Origin of the sequence: Virgibacillus sp. Bac330 (assembly GCF_003667845.1) — a bacterium.
Taxonomy (GTDB): Bacteria; Bacillota; Bacilli; order Bacillales; family Amphibacillaceae; genus Virgibacillus; species Virgibacillus chiguensis.
In genome coordinates this window covers 148,417-164,054 of sequence record NZ_CP033048.1, presented here as the reverse complement: position 1 = coordinate 164,054, position 15,638 = coordinate 148,417, and the positions used below count along the sequence as shown (strand labels likewise).

Here is a 15,638-nt window from a genome sequence, read left to right as displayed (position 1 = left end):
AGATTTGCCGCCGACTTCCTTCAGATTCTGGGTCACCCCAGACACCCTTGTCTTAGGCTAACCACTACTACTGCCTTCGTGGTTCGGGACTCGAACCCTAGAGAATGTGTGCATGCCTGGCACACACAAAACAAGCAAAGTCCCCTTTGCTTGTTCTAATATAACGCTTGTTTTTCTCCCTCACTGATTGTTAAAATCCCGTTGGATCTTTTCTCCTTTTGAAATCCAAATCTGACAGTAGCTTATACGGATAGAAAAATTTCATTTCCAGACGGGTCGTCAACGTATAACCCCTCCCCATCCTTTGCTCGAATCGCATGCCATCCCTTTTTCTTTAACTGATCATGAATTAGATCTATTGCTTGCGCTTTCGGAAATGCAATAGAAAAATACTTTAGACCAGCACTATATTTTTCTGGTGGTAGAGCATTTTCTCCATTCCAAACATTTATAGCAATATGGTGATGATAGTCACCAGTTGATAAAAATAATGCTCCTGGGTAATGGGCTACTTCTGTAAAACCTAGTATTTTCACATAAAACGCTTTCACTTGTTCCAAATTGTTTACATGTAAGTGTATATGTCCTATCAGACTTTCCTTTGGTGCACCCTCCCAATTACTAGATGGTTCCGCCAACAATCCAGCTGTATCTAACTGATATGTTGTCATCATTATTTGATCATCATCCCACTTCCATCTACTTGACGGGCGATCACGATACACTTCTATTCCATTTCCATCTGGGTCTGTTAAATAAATCGCTTCACTAACGTGATGGTCTGAGGCCCCAAAAGGAATTTGTTCCTCTAAACAAAACTGTAAGAATGATGCCAAATCACTTCTATTTGGAAGCAGTATAGCAAAATGATACAGCCCTGTTCTCCCCTGTTGTTTCGATAAAACAGATTCTGGCTGTTCCAAAGTTAATATTGGAGTAGCACCATTTGCTGACAGTACAGCTTGATGTTGAGATTTCTCTAATAAAGAAAAATCGAACAAATATTGATAAAATGCCAGTGAATACTCTAAATTTGTCACGTAAATCGAAACTTCGTTGACATGAGCCACCGAATGACCAAAAAACTTCGCCTCCATTACCGCACTCCTTTTTAATTACTATTTAACACAAAGTTATTTATAGTAAGTAATTGTATAGGTAAAATAATTTCTTGTCAATCTATTCGTGTAAGTTTGGCATCTATTTCGTAAAAACACTTCCAAATGAGAAATGACTTTGGATTCATATATAGAAAAATAAGCTCTGCTAAAATCGCCATAACAGAATAGGATGAAATTTTATAGCAAGTATGTTCGTTTCCTTTCGTGTAAAATGAGGAATATATAATAAAAGCATTCATTTCTTACTTCCAATTAAAAAGGAGGCTGTTTCATTGATTATTCGTAAGCAACAAAATAGCTTTATCTTCATAGAGCAAGATCAACATGCTCGCATATCTGAAAGTATGATTAAACATTGGAACAAAGCATATTTACCACAATCTCCATACCACGATTCAGCCATTTATGCCATCCAACAACATGATGTTGGATGGAGACCGTTTGATGAAGAACCATTTTGGAATGACCAATCGCAAGCACCTTACAATTTCACAGATTTTCCAACGCCGGCTAAGACAGTGTTATATACCGCTGGAATCGAAAAAGTCGCTTCCGCAGATTTGTATGCGGGTTTGTTATGCAGCTTACACTATACGCGGTTTCTTGAAAAAGATACTTCTTACTATAGTAAACAATTTGTTGATCAAGAAAGAAGGAGACAACAACGAATCATAAGTTCTCTGAAACAGTTTGATGAAGAAACATTAGCTATCCATCTTGATTTATTGCAGCTTTGTGATAATCTTTCTTTATTTATTTGCCTCAATAAACCAGGAGAAAACACGCACCCTTTCTTTAAAAATGGGATCCCATTATCAGCTAAATTGAAAGGCTTTACAAATCAACTACTAGAAACGACGTGGCAAGATAAACAAACAATTCAACTATCACAACTGCCATTTTCATCAGCAACAACATTCACTTACCCGTATAAGCAGGTGACGAAAACAGCTATTTACGAGCAAGGACTGATTTCAACATATAAACAAGCACCTATAAAAGAAATAGCTGTTACTTTTGTGCAAGGATAAAAGAACAGTAAGGATTTTCTCTCATTCTCCACGAACATAGCCTAAACGTATAAGCTAAAGCGGCTGGCTTCTGAAGGAAAAGGGGGGTTACTTGATGTAATCTCCCACTTAAGCTTCCCCGTTCACATTTGCCATTATGAAAGTGTAAGTCTTACAATTCTTTCTATCTGCCTTCAAATTGTTGCAACACAACCATTAGAACCCATATCCATTATCAGCATTTTTAGCCAAAATGGTCTCATGCTTGTAGTTGTTCTCGTATCACAACTACATTCCGATGAAGTTTTCCATTCTCCTATGAATGTGACTTCAGTTAGTTGAATCATTATAATGATTTTAAGAGGCACTTACCTCACTTTGTTGTTGTGCCTTAAAGCTTTTATACTACGCCCTAACCTTCCTCCCCTCCTCTTACACGCTTCAAAAAGTTATCCGCTTCATTTGTGACAAATAATTTTCGTGTAGGCAACGCGATGGTCACTTGCTCTTTTTCCAAAATATCTAAAATCATTAGATTCACTTCTTCTCTAACTTGCAAATACGCTCCCCAATCCGTCGTATTCGTGAAAAAGTATAAGAATATATCTAAACCATTTTCCTGATATTGATCAAAATGAACAAAAATAGTCTCTTTATGAATCGCTTCGTTTGCTAACAGTTTTTTTCTAATTTGCGCAATCACATTCTCCATTCGATCTCTTGGAGTGTCATAGGTCACCCGTAAATTAAATGTAATTTGCCGCTTTTCCATTTTACTCCAATTTGTGATGGATTCATTAGCTAGCGTTGCATTGGGGACGGTAACGAGCGCTTGAGCAAATGTACGTATTTTCGTACTACGAAAAGAGATATCTTCTACCGTTCCTTCTACACTTGGGGTTAAAATCCAATCATCAATCGTAAATGGTTTTTCCGTGATGATGATGATCCCACCAAAAAAATTAGCAAGCGCATCCTTAGCAGCCAGTGCGAAAGCTAACCCTCCAATACCGAGACCTGCAACAAACCCATTGACATCATAACCAAATTCCTGGGCAATAATGCTAAAACAGATAGCAACGATAATTAACCTCACTGCCTTTGATAAAAAAGGGATTAAAATAGAGTCGATATTAAATTGAAATTTTTCATTCAACTTTGTAAAGAGCAAGGAGGAGGAAGAAGATAGATGAAATAACCCCCAGCCAAATATAAAAATAATGGCAGAACGAATCACTTGCAGAAAAAAAGCGTTTGTATGATGAACATATGGAAATAAGACCACAGCAATATATAAGCCCATAATGACAATAAGCCCTTGTATAGGTCTTTCAAAAGAAGCACGCAACTGAACAAAAATGCCGTTTAATGTATGATTACTAATTTTCAATAACAATGCAAACAAATAACGAGTCGCTCGTTTGCGTAAAAAGAAAAAAGTTAGTAATACAATAATCGATATACTGCTATGAATGATTTTTTCATATGCTTGCAAAATATCCCATAACATAAACCAACCTTACCTCCACAACATAATGTCTTCCTTGCTACTATGTATATAAGCTATTACAGGAAATTAGACATACAGGTTTGTGAAAATTCGTTGCAGAAAAAAGAGAAGTATACCAATAAATGGCAACCATAGCAGGGGTTCTATCATTCCTATGAATTGTAGGGTTCAACTGGTGATATGTATAGCTACGCTTTGCATCTTTCTTACAAGTACAATAAAGGAGTTATCAATTATCCCACTTTCTGTCCCCCTTTCCTATAACACAAAAAACACGGCATAAGTACCGTGCTTTTTTTGCTTCCATTAATCTGTATTTCATCTATACTTTGAATGGATAAATGGAAGGAATGTTCCAATCAAAGCGCCTACTACAATGACAATCGCAAGGAAATAATTACCCATAATTTCCCATCCGTCTTCACTAAAAAGATATGTTAAAGCGAAAAAAATGAATGATGCCAAAGTTACCACGATTACTGGAGTCAAGTACGTTATTTTTTTATAATTTTTGTTTAGTAAAGTCCGAGAAGTAAAATAAAACACAATCATAGATACGACGCCAACGATGAAGAAAACCCCTAAGCCATCCATTACACTCCTCCTTGCTAAATGAATTTCTTTCATTGTCACACTTTTCTGTATAGAAAGCAACACTAAAATTCAGGGCAAATGTAAAATAATAGCAGTCAATGCCTCAAATGTTTCGTTATCGCCTACTCTTTTTAGCGAAAGATCGACCTATTTCCTTATCCTATCATGTAGTTCAAAACTACCTATACAATTTTCTTATCGCTTGATCCTTGCTTGTCGCTGTTGAAAATCAACGTCTTTGTAATACGTGTTTTTTACTAATACGTTGGGGCCAAGACATTTTACAGCAGGACAATGGCAGTTAAGAGATGTAGCCGTTTCGGTTGCCAGCCAGCGCTCATAAGCCTCCGGTAAACGAGTCGTTTGTATATTTCCGAGCTTCGGTTCATCACCAAAATCCGTTACAATGATGTCCCCGGAAAATATATTCACATTTAAGCGAGAACGACCATCTGGATCATTTCTTACCGAAACATTTTTCGCTTTAAATATACGTTTTTGCAGTTCTAAATCAGCCTGTGACGAGCTACATGGATAAAACGGCAATGTGCCAAATAACATCCAAACTTCTTGGTTTCGATGATTAAGTAATCGTTCTATTCCAGTACGAATTTCATCCAAAGTCAACGTTTCTAAGTTGCTTGCAAAATCAACGGGATACATCGGATGAATTTCATGTCTTGCACAACCCATCTCCAGAACATGATCGTGTATGCTCTCCAAATATGGATACGTACGACGATTTAACATCGTTTCGGCTGATACCATGACACCTTCCTCGGATAATCGTTGTGCATTTTCTACCATTCTAGAAAAATATTTTTTCCGGTTTTCTAACGAAGGTTTTCGCTCCATTTTTGCAAATCCTGTTTCCGCAAACTCATCGGCAGTGCCCCAGTTATGAGAAATATGTAAAACGTCTAAATACGGAATAATAGCTTCATATCTACTATATGGTAACGTCAGATTCGAATTCATTTGCGTTTTCACACCACGATGATGAGCATAGCGCAATAGTGGCACAACATGTTCGCGCACCGATTTTTTGGACATCATTGGTTCGCCACCCGTTATGCTTAATGTTCGCAAATGGGGAATTTCATCCAGCCTTTGCTGCAATAATTCCATTGGCAATGCTTCTGGATCTTTCGCTTGCAATGTGTAGCCAACAGCGCAATGGGCACAGCGCATATTACAAAGCGTTGTTGTAGTAAATTCAATGTTTGATAATGTCATCTTTCCATGCTGTTCCACATCTAAATATGCTTCCCAAGGATCATAGGAAGGTGACATTTGTTTCTTCGCTTGTATTTGTTTCACACGTAAAACCCCTTCTACTTTGGTTAGAAAACTTTACTTGTCGCCATGTCATATGGCGAAAGCTGTCATTTTCTTATACGATAATCCTGTAAACTTTTATTTCCTATCGTGTTAGAAAAACTTGGTTTAGCACCAACTCTTTATGGAAAAAACGCCTTCTGTCTAATTCTACTATCGATAGCATCAAAATATCATTTATTTTACATGTTTGAAAAGAATCTGTCTATATAGCCAAATACCAACTGCTTTTTACTTTATTCTTGTTTAGATATGAAAGACCCACCACCCGGAAGTGAAAGTAGACGTAAGCGATATGCATTCATCGCCGTGTCTCCTAATTGGTCCAATAAATTGTAGTTAGCATATGCACCGACTATCGCACCAAACCCTGGCACCATTTGCAGTAATTTTACCAAGTCGATATAATCGCGATATTCTTGTTGAAACACTTCCCAATCCATTTCAACTAGCTTATGTTTTTCCTGCTCCCAATTTTCAATCGTATACATCGTTTGTTTTCGCATTTCATCGCGAGAAAAGGCAAGCTGGAAAACATGTAACATAAATAACCGTTCTTCGTATTCTTTTGTATCAAAACCATAAATAGCCGCAGTTTCAAATAAAAACTTCACCTTAATAGACAATAAGAGTGGAAAGTCTGCCAAACCAAGAAATATACCTCCTGCTCCTGTTCCAGCCCCCTCAATCGTAGCTGTTTTGCGATAGCTTTCTAATTTTTCTTTTACTAGCGCATCCTGCTTGTATAAACTTTTTTCTGGAATAAGCGCTTTTTTAGTCGTAAGTTGCGATCCTACTAGCATAGTTTTCACCATATTTTTTATGCTTTCTGTAATAAAACGTTGCGCCTTAGCAGGAATCCAACTATTTATTTTCGTTTGCGCTTTTTTAGATACTTGATGAAACAGATTAGGATTTTGATACATCTTCTTTCGCCACTGCGCGAGTTCACGTTGTACAGACTGTTCGTAAGCATCCATAAAATAAAGCCTCCTTTATTGTATAAGAAAAACGACAGCGTTTTTCCGCCATACGACTTTCGACAAGTAAAGTTTTTCAAAAAGGGAAAAGAACACAAATATATTGTATATTTCCATGACTTCTTATTTTAATGTATACTATTGATTATACAATATATTTATTCGGTAAAGGGGGAAAAGAGATGCCTATACCTGTAAATCATTCGAAACCTGTTCGACAATCAGCAAAAGAAAGCGCATATAATCAAATACAGCAATGGATTATTGATGGTACATTACAGCCTGGTGAAAAGCTGAATGATTCAGAATTAGCGCAAGCATTGGGGATTAGCAGAACACCAGTGAGAGAGTCGCTGCAACTATTGGAAACAGAAGGATTTGTTCAAATGTTTCCTGGAAAAGCTACACAAGTAACCGAAGTGGAAAAAGAATCGATGAAAGATTTGCTACCGCCTTTAGCTGCTTTGCAAGCTTTAGCTGCTGAATTAGCTGTAGACAATTTAACGACAGATGTCCTCGACTTGCTAGAAACAACGAACGACAGATTTGCAAAAGCCATTCATTCCGAAAATTACTATGCCGCATTAAAGATCGATGAAGAGTTTCATCAAATCATTGTTGATATAGCAAACAACCCTTACATCCAGCGAATTATTGCACATCTGCAAGCACATGTCAGACGATTATTTTTTCATAACTCCATTGTTTTAACTGAAAAATCGATCGAAGAGCATGCAAAAATTATTGAACTAATAAAAAACAGTAACAAAGAAGCATTATCACCAATAATGAAAGAGAATTGGTTACGAACAATAGACGAAATTGAATCATCACAATAAATTTATACAGGAGATATAAAAGAAACTCATCTATACCTGACAAAGGCGTAGTCAACTGTAAACCCAACACGTAGTAAATCATGAACTTGGCTCACGCCACCCCTTCAGGTGCATGTATTCGTCCATTATCATTGGCTCACCTTCCTCAATATGACCGCATCTCCCCCTCATAGCATTTTACTATTTGCAACAGCAATCCTCTATGTTAGAAAAATCGGCTATTTGTCATAGCTTTTCAGAACGAAAGCCTTCTTTCTTTGCTAATTAGTGGGAGGTTTCTTTTATCTTCCACCGCTTATTTAATTGCTCAAAAATATGACTAAAGGCCGCTTACGAAAAATAAATAAGTTTTGTTCTCTACTACTTACACCTAGCTCCCATCTTCCAACTCTTAAAATGGAATTTTACAGCATCTTATCTACAGGATAAAAACGAAAATGATCTGCTCGCATATTTTTGCAAGCAGATCATTTTCACATATGAATAATAACGAATTGGCTCTTAATGGAAAAACCACTCAAAATCGCTGAATTCACACTCTTTAAACATCATATAGAACAAGTTTAGAAAACTTAGCTTTGTGCAAAATCATATGGCGTGGTTTTGCTTTACTACCAGAAATATATACCTTCTATAACGAAACATGGACGTTAAGAAGCATGAACCGTAGAAGGCTTTACTAATCTCAAAACCGTTCCAGATATAATCAATACGATAAAAGCAGGTAATAGCCAGCCAAGCCCTTGATTATAAAGAGGCAACATCGATTCATAAAAAGAAATAATTGGCTTTAACCACGGAAAGTACGCGATGCCTAACGTCTCACATAATGTTTTCAAACCATCAACCAAACTAATGCCAAATGTCACTAAAGTGACGGAAACATAAACGGCTCTTTTATGATGAAACAATGGTGATAGAAACGCTAATATCATTAATACAATGGCAAGTGGGTATATCAGCATTAAAACGGGTATCGAATATTTTATAATGTTAGTTAATCCAAAGTTCGCAATGGTAAAAGTAACAATCGTAAACAGTAATACGAACTTCCGGTAACTTAACTTTGGATATAAAGAATGGAAATATTCCGAACACGCAGTTGTTAAGCCAATACTCGTTGTTAAACAAGCTAACGTAATAACGATCGCAAGTAAAATCATGCCAGCTGTTCCAAAATAATGTGTTGCTGCACTACTTAAAACGGGGCCACCTGTGTCAAAAATACCATAGACACTCGTACTCGTAGCTCCTAAATATGCAATTCCGACATAAATAGTAGCAAGTAACGCAATTGCAACAGTTCCTGCCTTCGCTGTGGTGCGCATAATTTCTGTTTTTGATGTTACTCCAAAGGAACGGATAGCTTTAATCACTATAATCCCAAATACAAGTGATGCCAGTGCATCCATCGTATTATAACCTTCTAAAAACCCTTTAACAAACGCTCCACTCACATAACCGTCTTGCGGCATTTCAGCTGGCCCCATCGGGTTAACAAAAACAAACGTCAATAATACAAGTAGTAATATAACAATTCCTGGAGCTAACAGTTTACCGACATAATCGACAATTTTTGCTGGATATAGTGAAAATAGCATCGTTATAACAAAAAATAGAAAAGAAAAAATAAATAGTCCGATTTGTGAGAATTCTTCAGCCGTAAAAGATGAAAAACCAACATCATAAGCAACTGTAGCTGTACGTGGTGCTGCAAAAAAAGGCCCAATTGTTAAATATAAAACAGATGTAAATAAAACACCGTAAACAGGATGAATTCTTCCAGCTAAATCCTGTAGACTTTCACTATTTGAAAAACTCATAGCTAAAATACCTAATAGAGGTAGTCCAACTCCTGTAATCAGAAATCCAGCTACTGCTTGCCAAATGTTACCTCCTGCCAGTTGACCAAGTTGGGCGGGGAAAATTAAATTACCTGCTCCAAAAAACAAGGCAAACAACATAACGCCTATTGCTGTATAACTAGAAAAAGATAGTTTTTTATCCATATATTATGTTCTCTCCCGATGTTAAAATAGTTAAACAATATAATATGCAATATATCGCTGATGACATACATCATACTATGTTTTCGACAAACATGCAATATATTACTTAAATTATTTCAACATTTCGACATGAACGAAGAGAATTGTCACTATTTATTAATAAATCTGGTTATTATAGACAATTCTCCCACTACAGATAATCCGTATTGTTTGCAATTCGAACTTCTCTTGCTCTTTTGCTACAATATCATATAAAACATATCATCAGGAGGATCTATTCTGCAAAGAATCCATGTTATTCGTGTAATAACTGCGTTTACGATTGCTACAAATGCTTTAATGGCTGTGTTCTTAATCGATAATCGCAATCTCATTGCTTGGATAATAGCTCTTTCCACCACGCTTCTTCCGTTTGTTGGAAAGAAAATAGAAGTGCAATCATTGGAGGAGACAAATAGCTAGGGGGAAAATGTAATGCCCACATGATTGATTATTAGTTTCCTATAGTGCAAAAATAAGCTAGCCCACCATCAGTGAGCTAGCTTAAAAAGCTTACACACTAGCTAGTTACTGTTTTCGCCATTCGTTAATTGTTGCTCAGCAAACTCTCGATACAAAGTATGTTGCTCTAATAACACTTCATGCTTTCCAATACCTGTAATCTTGCCATTTTCTATAAAAATAATCTTATCTGCGTTTACAATCGTCGCTAATCGATGCGCAATAACAAACGTTGTCCTTCCGTGCATTAATTTTGTTAACGCCTGTTGGACAATTCTTTCCGATTGACTATCTAAGCTCGCAGTAGCCTCATCCATCATCAATATTTGTGGATCTCTTAGAAAAGCGCGAGCAATATTGATACGTTGTCGTTGCCCGCCAGATAATTTAATACCTCTTTCTCCTACTTTCGTATCCAATTGATCAGGAAATGCAGCAATAAATTCATCGGCGTACGCCATTTTAGCTACCGCCCATAGCTGATCATCTGAAATAGCTTCTACTTCTTCTAGCCCGTATGTTAAATTTTCACGAATCGTTCCAGCCATCATAGCACTTTCTTGAGAAACATAACCAATTTGCTTTCGCCAATCTTTGAGCGAGATCGTTTGTATGGAATGATCCCCAATCAAAATATCGCCTGACGTAGGAAGGTAGAACCTTTCTAACAAACCAAATAAAGTTGTTTTTCCACCACCACTAGGACCAGCAAAAGCAACCATTTCCCCTGGTTTTGCAGTAAACGATACATCTTCAAGCACCGTATCGTTCCCTTCATACGCAAACGAAACATGTTGCACATGAATCGGTTCACTCACCTTTTCCTTAACAAAGCCTTCTCGATCGGCTTCTTCAGGTAAATCCAAAATCGAAATAATTCTCTCTGTAGCCCCTTGTGCTTTTTGCAATTGGGTAAAGAACATAGCAAACGACGTAATCGGCATCACGATTTGAAATAAATAAAGTAGGAAGGCAACTAACGAACCCGTTGACATGGTTCCATTAGCTACACGAATTCCTCCATAACCAATAATGAGGACAACTACTGCCATAATGATAAAATACATCAATGGCCCAATCAAAGCTAAAATTTTTGACTCTTTCAAGCCAAGTGTAAGTAGCTTGCCAATCCCTTGGACACCTTTTTTCGCCTCATATGGCTCTGCAGTAGAAGCTTTCATCAGTCGTATTTCACTTAATGTTTGCTGAATATCTCCAGAAAAATTTGCTGTTTCGTCCTGCAGGCTTCGAGAAATGGACGCCATTTTTCTCCCAAGAGGTATCATAAAAATAATTGTCACAGGTACAGAGATAAGCATAATGAGCGTCATTTTCCAATCCATAATTAATAAAATAGCCACCGCGCCGATAATCGAAATAATCCCGCTGATAAACTGTGGAAAGTGTTGGGAAATAAGATCTTTCACAATCCCAGTGTCATTGACTACACGACTAACGGATTCCCCACTTTTCGTTCGATCAAAGTAGCTCACTGGTAATTTAATAAGCTTTAACCACATGCGTTCACGAAGCCTGGCAACAATTTTTTGCCCTACTGCAGCTAGTAGATAGGTGGAAACACCATCAATAATGGCCTGCAAAATAAATACAATCCCGATGACAACAACGAGCGTCCAACTTAAGGTAGCTACAGAAAAACCATCCACTAGCTCTCTCGTTAACAACGGTATACTTAAACCAACGATTGTTGTAATTATACTTCCTACAAGCCCCATAATAAGGGAGGCTTTTGGGATGTTGGTAGAACGAATTAAAGTGATAAAAGATGTAAAACGACGTTTATGATGTTCCATATGTAACGCTACCTCCAGCTTCCATAAGCACTCAACTTCATTATCCATGAAAAAGCCGAACAACTTTCATGGCATTATGTTAATTATACCAAATGCTCATTGTATTATATACATATACAGTAGCATATGACGTTACGTTATAGGCAATATAGTTTTTATTTGGATGCATATGAATGCTTACTTTAAGCTATATGGACAGCTTTGTCATGAAATCGCGCACAAATATTAAGCATTAAAATGAAAGCCGCCTTATAAAATTACCCTTCTAGATCACGCTTTCGGTAGCCAATAAAACCGATGAACATAAAAACAACCGCTAGCAAGGTTAAACTTACGGTCACTCCCCAATCCATATCTTCAATAGGTAGTTGAGGAATATGTCCGAATGGAGATAGCTTCATCATCCACTCAGGGAATTGTAGGAGATTTCCTAAATAAACAACAATGAACGAATACAACAAATAACCCCAAACAAAACTTGAAAACTTCACTGATATTCCAATTAACGTCACTGTAATTCCAAGCATGACCCATATAGCAGGTAAATAGACGATAGCAGCTTTATACACAACTATAAAGTCTAATCCGTCTTCTACAACTGCAGCCCCTGCACTCCATAAGCCAACTGCGGCAAGAGAAATCATAATAAACGCTACGATAAACGCAATTGCTAGGGAACTACCGATTAAACGCGGACGAGAAACAGCACGGCTAAGGAAATGTTCCGTACGGTTCTTTTTTTCTTCACTAATGATTTTCAACATAGCAAGCAATACGGGGATCGTGCTGATCATTGCCATAATGCTCATCAGCATAGCAATGAATTGCTCCATTAACGTATATCCTTCCACCGGATTTAACATTTGTTGCATCATATCTACATCAGCAAAAAACGAGTCTAAGTCCCCAAGTACTGAACCGTAAGACACACCTATAGCAAATAAAGCGATTGCCCAGGCAATCATTGTTGTGCGTTGAATACGAACAAACAATCCAATAGGTGTAGTCAACCATTTCGTTGCCTGCCTTCTCCCACCTATTGCAGGTAGAAAGCCAGCACCCATGTCTCTAATATGATGTAAATAAAGAGCGAGTAACCATAAGAAGAACGAAGCCATAATGGTAATCAGCACTGGCCACCAATAATTGGAGACGAAAACTTCTCCACCTAAAATCCAGCCTAATGGCGAGAACCAAGATAACGTCTCATTACTGACGTCTCCAATTGCTCGAACGATATACGCCATACCTAAAAGTAAAAAAGCAAATCCATTTGCACCTCTAGAGCTCTCAGACAACTGCGCAAAAACAGCGGTAATTGCAGCGAAGAAATAGCCAATTGCTCCGAGTGAGGCTCCATATAATAAGGAACCTTGGACATCGATACTCTCTATTCGAAGCGAAAACAACCCTATACCTACTATTAAAGCTAATAGTAGATTTATTACTAAGGCAAAGTTTTGCACGGCACCCAAGTTGGCTAAACGCCCTGTGGGAAGTGATCGGATAAGCTCCATCCGTCCATCCTCTTCTTCTGCACGGGTATGGCGAGTTACTAACAAGATACTCATAACAGCAACGATAATCGCTGTAAATAATAGCATTTGATGAGCCATCATCGCCCCAAATGTATAGTCATCTAATCCGTATCCTTTCCCTACCATCGCCGTCATCGCTGGATTATGCATCGTTTCAGCAATTGCTTGTCTTTCTGCCTTATTATCATATAAATCCGTGAACGATACAGCAATCGTTAACGTTAACATAACGATAGAAAGAATCCAAATAGGCATTCTAATACGATTTTGCCTAAAAAGAAAGCGTGATAAGCGCCCCGTTTGTTTCCACAGTAAGTGACTCATACAATCCCTCCCCTCATTTTCCTTCATAATGCCGCATGAATAAATCTTCTAAAGTTGGCGGAGCGCTTTCTAGTTTTGTAATTCCAAACGTGCTCACATACCGAATAATTTGATCTAAATTTTCTGTATCAACTTGGAATGTTACTTCAACGCCTTCTTTTTCTATTTCATGGACGCCAATTTGTTTTTCCAAATCAAGAATCGGCTGTTTCGTTTCCACTAGTAAGTTTGTACGCGTTAAATGTCGCATTTTACGAAGAGAGCCTGATTCAATGATTTCCCCTTGTCTAATAATTCCAACGTGATCACAAAGTTTTTCCACTTCTGATAATATATGGCTAGATAATAAGACGCTTTTTCCTGCTGCTTTTGCTTCCATCACACAAGATTGAAAAACCTGCTCCATTAATGGATCGAGTCCAGATGTTGGCTCATCCAATATGTATAAGTCGGCTTCTGAGGAAAAAGCAGCTATTAACGCAACTTTTTGCCTATTCCCTTTTGAATAGGTGCGACATTTTTTACTAGGATCTAAATCAAAACGTTGGATAAGTTCTTCTTTACGGTTATTCTTAACACCACCACGTAATTGAATAAATAAATCAATGACTTCACCGCCAGATAAATTTGGCCAAAGATGCACATCTCCTGGCACGTAAGCCGTCCGTTTATGAATTGCCACCGCATCTTTCCAAGCATCCATTCCAAAAATGCGTGCTTCCCCACTCGTTGCTTTCAAAATCCCTAACAAAACACGAATTGCAGTCGATTTTCCTGCTCCATTAGGTCCAATAAATCCATATACCTCCCCTTCATTCACGTCTATATTGACTTGATTTAAGGCAGTGAACTTTCCAAAACGTTTGGTTAAACTTTTTGTTTGTAAAACTGTCATCATTTATCATTCCCTTCAGGTTTATAAAGCAAGTACATGGTACGCAACCAATTTGTAGTCATACTTCCATAGTGGAGAACGTTTTGTAATAGCAATTTTTCTCCTTATCCAGATCGTGGTTCGTTAATGGGAAAATTCAGGTTGCCACCACGCTTTTATAGTGAACGGACTCCATTCTTTATATAAAAATCTTCCTGCATATACTTTTCATAGTATATGGTGATTATCCTCATGCAATCCATGAGGGTTTCCTACAGAATTAACACTTACCTTAGGTTACACTAACTACAAATTATGGTGGGTTCCTATATCATATTTTTGTTACTGTTATCTCTTTGAACTTTTTCCTTATACAAAGCAATTCATCTTATGTTCATGCTAGTGTATAATATGAAATAAATTTACTTATATATTTCATATTATACAATTTATGATACATTTACAATGAGATATGAAATATTTTTATTGTTTTGTTTCATTTTTTATTACACTAGTGTTGAGGTGAACTACATGGATGGGTTTCAAAGAAGGCGTGAAATGAAAAAAGCGGATATTTTACAAGCATCGCTTCATCTGTTTATGGAATACGGGGTACAAAAAGTATCGATAAAAGAAATTGCCAGTAAAGCAGATGTTTCTCAAGTTACCATTTATAACTATTTTGTCAGCAAAGACATTCTAATAGATGAAGTCATCAACTATTATATAGATCGTGAGTTAGCAAATTTTGAGCAGTTAATAAAGAGCAATGATACATTCCCACAAAAAATAAAGGCGGTTATTTTTAATAAAAGCCAAACAGCAAAACAGATAAATGATAACTTTTACCAAAAAATTATGGAGATATATTCTAGAAAAGATAGTTATATTCAAGATGTATACAGTAAAAAAGCAGTGCCCATGATGATGGATTTTTTTGAAGAAGGGAAACGACAAGGCTATATCGACCAAAACATATCGAACGAAGCATTGTTTGTTTATTTACAAATTTTTCAAGAAGCTTTTCAACGTAAAGAAGTGTTTCAACAAATTTTACCCATAACAGAAGACATTACAAAGCTTGTTTTTTACGGTATTGTCGGAAATAATGGGTAGGCAGAAGAATATTAAGCAGCGGATGATGTTTAGTACTCTTTTTTTATTTAAATGTCACATCCGAGCAAGC

At 37.1% G+C, this 15,638-nt stretch carries 13 protein-coding genes; 3 read left to right on the top strand and 10 right to left on the bottom strand.

The window, feature by feature from the left end; translation table 11 throughout:
- Nucleotides 1–242: 242 nt before the first annotated feature.
- Complete coding sequence (locus D9780_RS00705; RefSeq protein ID WP_121638911.1) at nucleotides 243–1,097, bottom strand: VOC family protein; 855 nt, start codon at nucleotides 1,095–1,097, stop codon at nucleotides 243–245.
- Nucleotides 1,098–1,393: 296 nt separating this feature from the next.
- Between D9780_RS00705 and D9780_RS00695 the strand changes: the two genes are divergently transcribed.
- Nucleotides 1,394–2,152, top strand: coding sequence for a DUF3891 family protein (locus D9780_RS00695; protein WP_073009731.1), 759 nt, complete (start codon nucleotides 1,394–1,396; stop codon nucleotides 2,150–2,152).
- Between the two features lie 391 nt (nucleotides 2,153–2,543).
- Here D9780_RS00695 and D9780_RS00690 read toward each other — a convergent pair whose 3' ends face one another.
- The 4 genes from D9780_RS00690 to D9780_RS00675 all read right to left on the bottom strand — a co-directional run bounded on the left by D9780_RS00690 (nucleotide 2,544) and on the right by D9780_RS00675 (nucleotide 6,553).
- Entirely contained in the window at nucleotides 2,544–3,641 is a 1,098-nt protein-coding gene (locus D9780_RS00690) for a mechanosensitive ion channel family protein (RefSeq protein ID WP_073009728.1), read from the bottom strand.
- 318 nt (nucleotides 3,642–3,959) lie between these two features.
- Nucleotides 3,960–4,235 carry a YesK family protein gene (locus D9780_RS00685; protein WP_162985750.1) on the bottom strand — a complete coding sequence of 92 codons (276 nt, stop codon included), beginning with the start codon at nucleotides 4,233–4,235 and terminating at the stop codon, nucleotides 3,960–3,962.
- 195 nt (nucleotides 4,236–4,430) lie between these two features.
- Nucleotides 4,431–5,528, bottom strand: coding sequence for a radical SAM/CxCxxxxC motif protein YfkAB (gene yfkAB / locus D9780_RS00680; protein ID WP_121641394.1), 1,098 nt, complete (start codon nucleotides 5,526–5,528; stop codon nucleotides 4,431–4,433).
- Nucleotides 5,529–5,809: 281 nt separating this feature from the next.
- Nucleotides 5,810–6,553 carry an EcsC family protein gene (locus D9780_RS00675; protein ID WP_121638909.1) on the bottom strand — a complete coding sequence of 248 codons (744 nt, stop codon included), beginning with the start codon at nucleotides 6,551–6,553 and terminating at the stop codon, nucleotides 5,810–5,812.
- Between the two features lie 182 nt (nucleotides 6,554–6,735).
- On the opposite strand from D9780_RS00675, the gene D9780_RS00670 reads away from it, so the two are divergent.
- Nucleotides 6,736–7,392 carry a GntR family transcriptional regulator gene (locus tag D9780_RS00670; RefSeq protein ID WP_121638908.1) on the top strand — a complete coding sequence of 219 codons (657 nt, stop codon included), beginning with the start codon at nucleotides 6,736–6,738 and terminating at the stop codon, nucleotides 7,390–7,392.
- A 650-nt stretch (nucleotides 7,393–8,042) separates the two neighbouring features.
- Here D9780_RS00670 and brnQ read toward each other — a convergent pair.
- The 5 genes from brnQ to D9780_RS00650 form a co-directional block, all read right to left on the bottom strand.
- Nucleotides 8,043–9,401: a branched-chain amino acid transport system II carrier protein gene (gene brnQ, locus D9780_RS00665; RefSeq protein ID WP_077706289.1), complete on the bottom strand. Its 1,359-nt coding sequence runs from the start codon at nucleotides 9,399–9,401 to the stop codon at nucleotides 8,043–8,045.
- Between the two features lie 239 nt (nucleotides 9,402–9,640).
- A complete protein-coding gene (locus tag D9780_RS20905; protein WP_162985749.1) occupies nucleotides 9,641–9,799 on the bottom strand; it encodes a hypothetical protein in 159 nt (52 codons plus the stop codon).
- A 165-nt stretch (nucleotides 9,800–9,964) separates the two neighbouring features.
- On the bottom strand, nucleotides 9,965–11,716 hold the full coding sequence (locus D9780_RS00660) for an ABC transporter ATP-binding protein (RefSeq protein ID WP_121638907.1): 1,752 nt from the start codon (nucleotides 11,714–11,716) through the stop codon (nucleotides 9,965–9,967).
- A 257-nt stretch (nucleotides 11,717–11,973) separates the two neighbouring features.
- Nucleotides 11,974–13,578 (bottom strand): ABC transporter permease, encoded by a 1,605-nt coding sequence (locus D9780_RS00655; protein ID WP_121638906.1) that lies wholly within the window; start codon nucleotides 13,576–13,578, stop codon nucleotides 11,974–11,976.
- A 13-nt stretch (nucleotides 13,579–13,591) separates the two neighbouring features.
- On the bottom strand, nucleotides 13,592–14,473 hold the full coding sequence (locus D9780_RS00650; RefSeq protein ID WP_121641393.1) for an ABC transporter ATP-binding protein: 882 nt from the start codon (nucleotides 14,471–14,473) through the stop codon (nucleotides 13,592–13,594).
- A 537-nt stretch (nucleotides 14,474–15,010) separates the two neighbouring features.
- Between D9780_RS00650 and D9780_RS00645 the strand changes: the two genes are divergently transcribed.
- Nucleotides 15,011–15,568 (top strand): TetR/AcrR family transcriptional regulator, encoded by a 558-nt coding sequence (locus tag D9780_RS00645; protein ID WP_240458757.1) that lies wholly within the window; start codon nucleotides 15,011–15,013, stop codon nucleotides 15,566–15,568.
- Nucleotides 15,569–15,638: the final 70 nt, after the last annotated feature.

Excerpts from the sequence above, each read along its gene's own strand:
- D9780_RS00705 (WP_121638911.1), bottom strand. The coding sequence starts at position 1,097 with ATGGAGGCGAAGTTTTTTGGTCATTCGGTGGCTCATGTCAACGAAGTT.
- D9780_RS00690 (WP_073009728.1), bottom strand. The coding sequence starts at position 3,641 with ATGTTATGGGATATTTTGCAAGCATATGAAAAAATCATTCATAGCAGT.
- D9780_RS00685 (WP_162985750.1), bottom strand. The coding sequence starts at position 4,235 with ATGGATGGCTTAGGGGTTTTCTTCATCGTTGGCGTCGTATCTATGATT.
- yfkAB (WP_121641394.1), bottom strand. The coding sequence starts at position 5,528 with ATGTCACCTTCCTATGATCCTTGGGAAGCATATTTAGATGTGGAACAG.
- D9780_RS00675 (WP_121638909.1), bottom strand. The coding sequence starts at position 6,553 with ATGGATGCTTACGAACAGTCTGTACAACGTGAACTCGCGCAGTGGCGA.
- D9780_RS00670 (WP_121638908.1), top strand. The coding sequence starts at position 6,736 with ATGCCTATACCTGTAAATCATTCGAAACCTGTTCGACAATCAGCAAAA.
- brnQ (WP_077706289.1), bottom strand. The coding sequence starts at position 9,401 with ATGGATAAAAAACTATCTTTTTCTAGTTATACAGCAATAGGCGTTATG.
- D9780_RS00660 (WP_121638907.1), bottom strand. The coding sequence starts at position 11,716 with ATGGAACATCATAAACGTCGTTTTACATCTTTTATCACTTTAATTCGT.
- D9780_RS00655 (WP_121638906.1), bottom strand. The coding sequence starts at position 13,578 with ATGAGTCACTTACTGTGGAAACAAACGGGGCGCTTATCACGCTTTCTT.
- D9780_RS00650 (WP_121641393.1), bottom strand. The coding sequence starts at position 14,473 with ATGACAGTTTTACAAACAAAAAGTTTAACCAAACGTTTTGGAAAGTTC.
- D9780_RS00645 (WP_240458757.1), top strand. The coding sequence starts at position 15,011 with ATGAAAAAAGCGGATATTTTACAAGCATCGCTTCATCTGTTTATGGAA.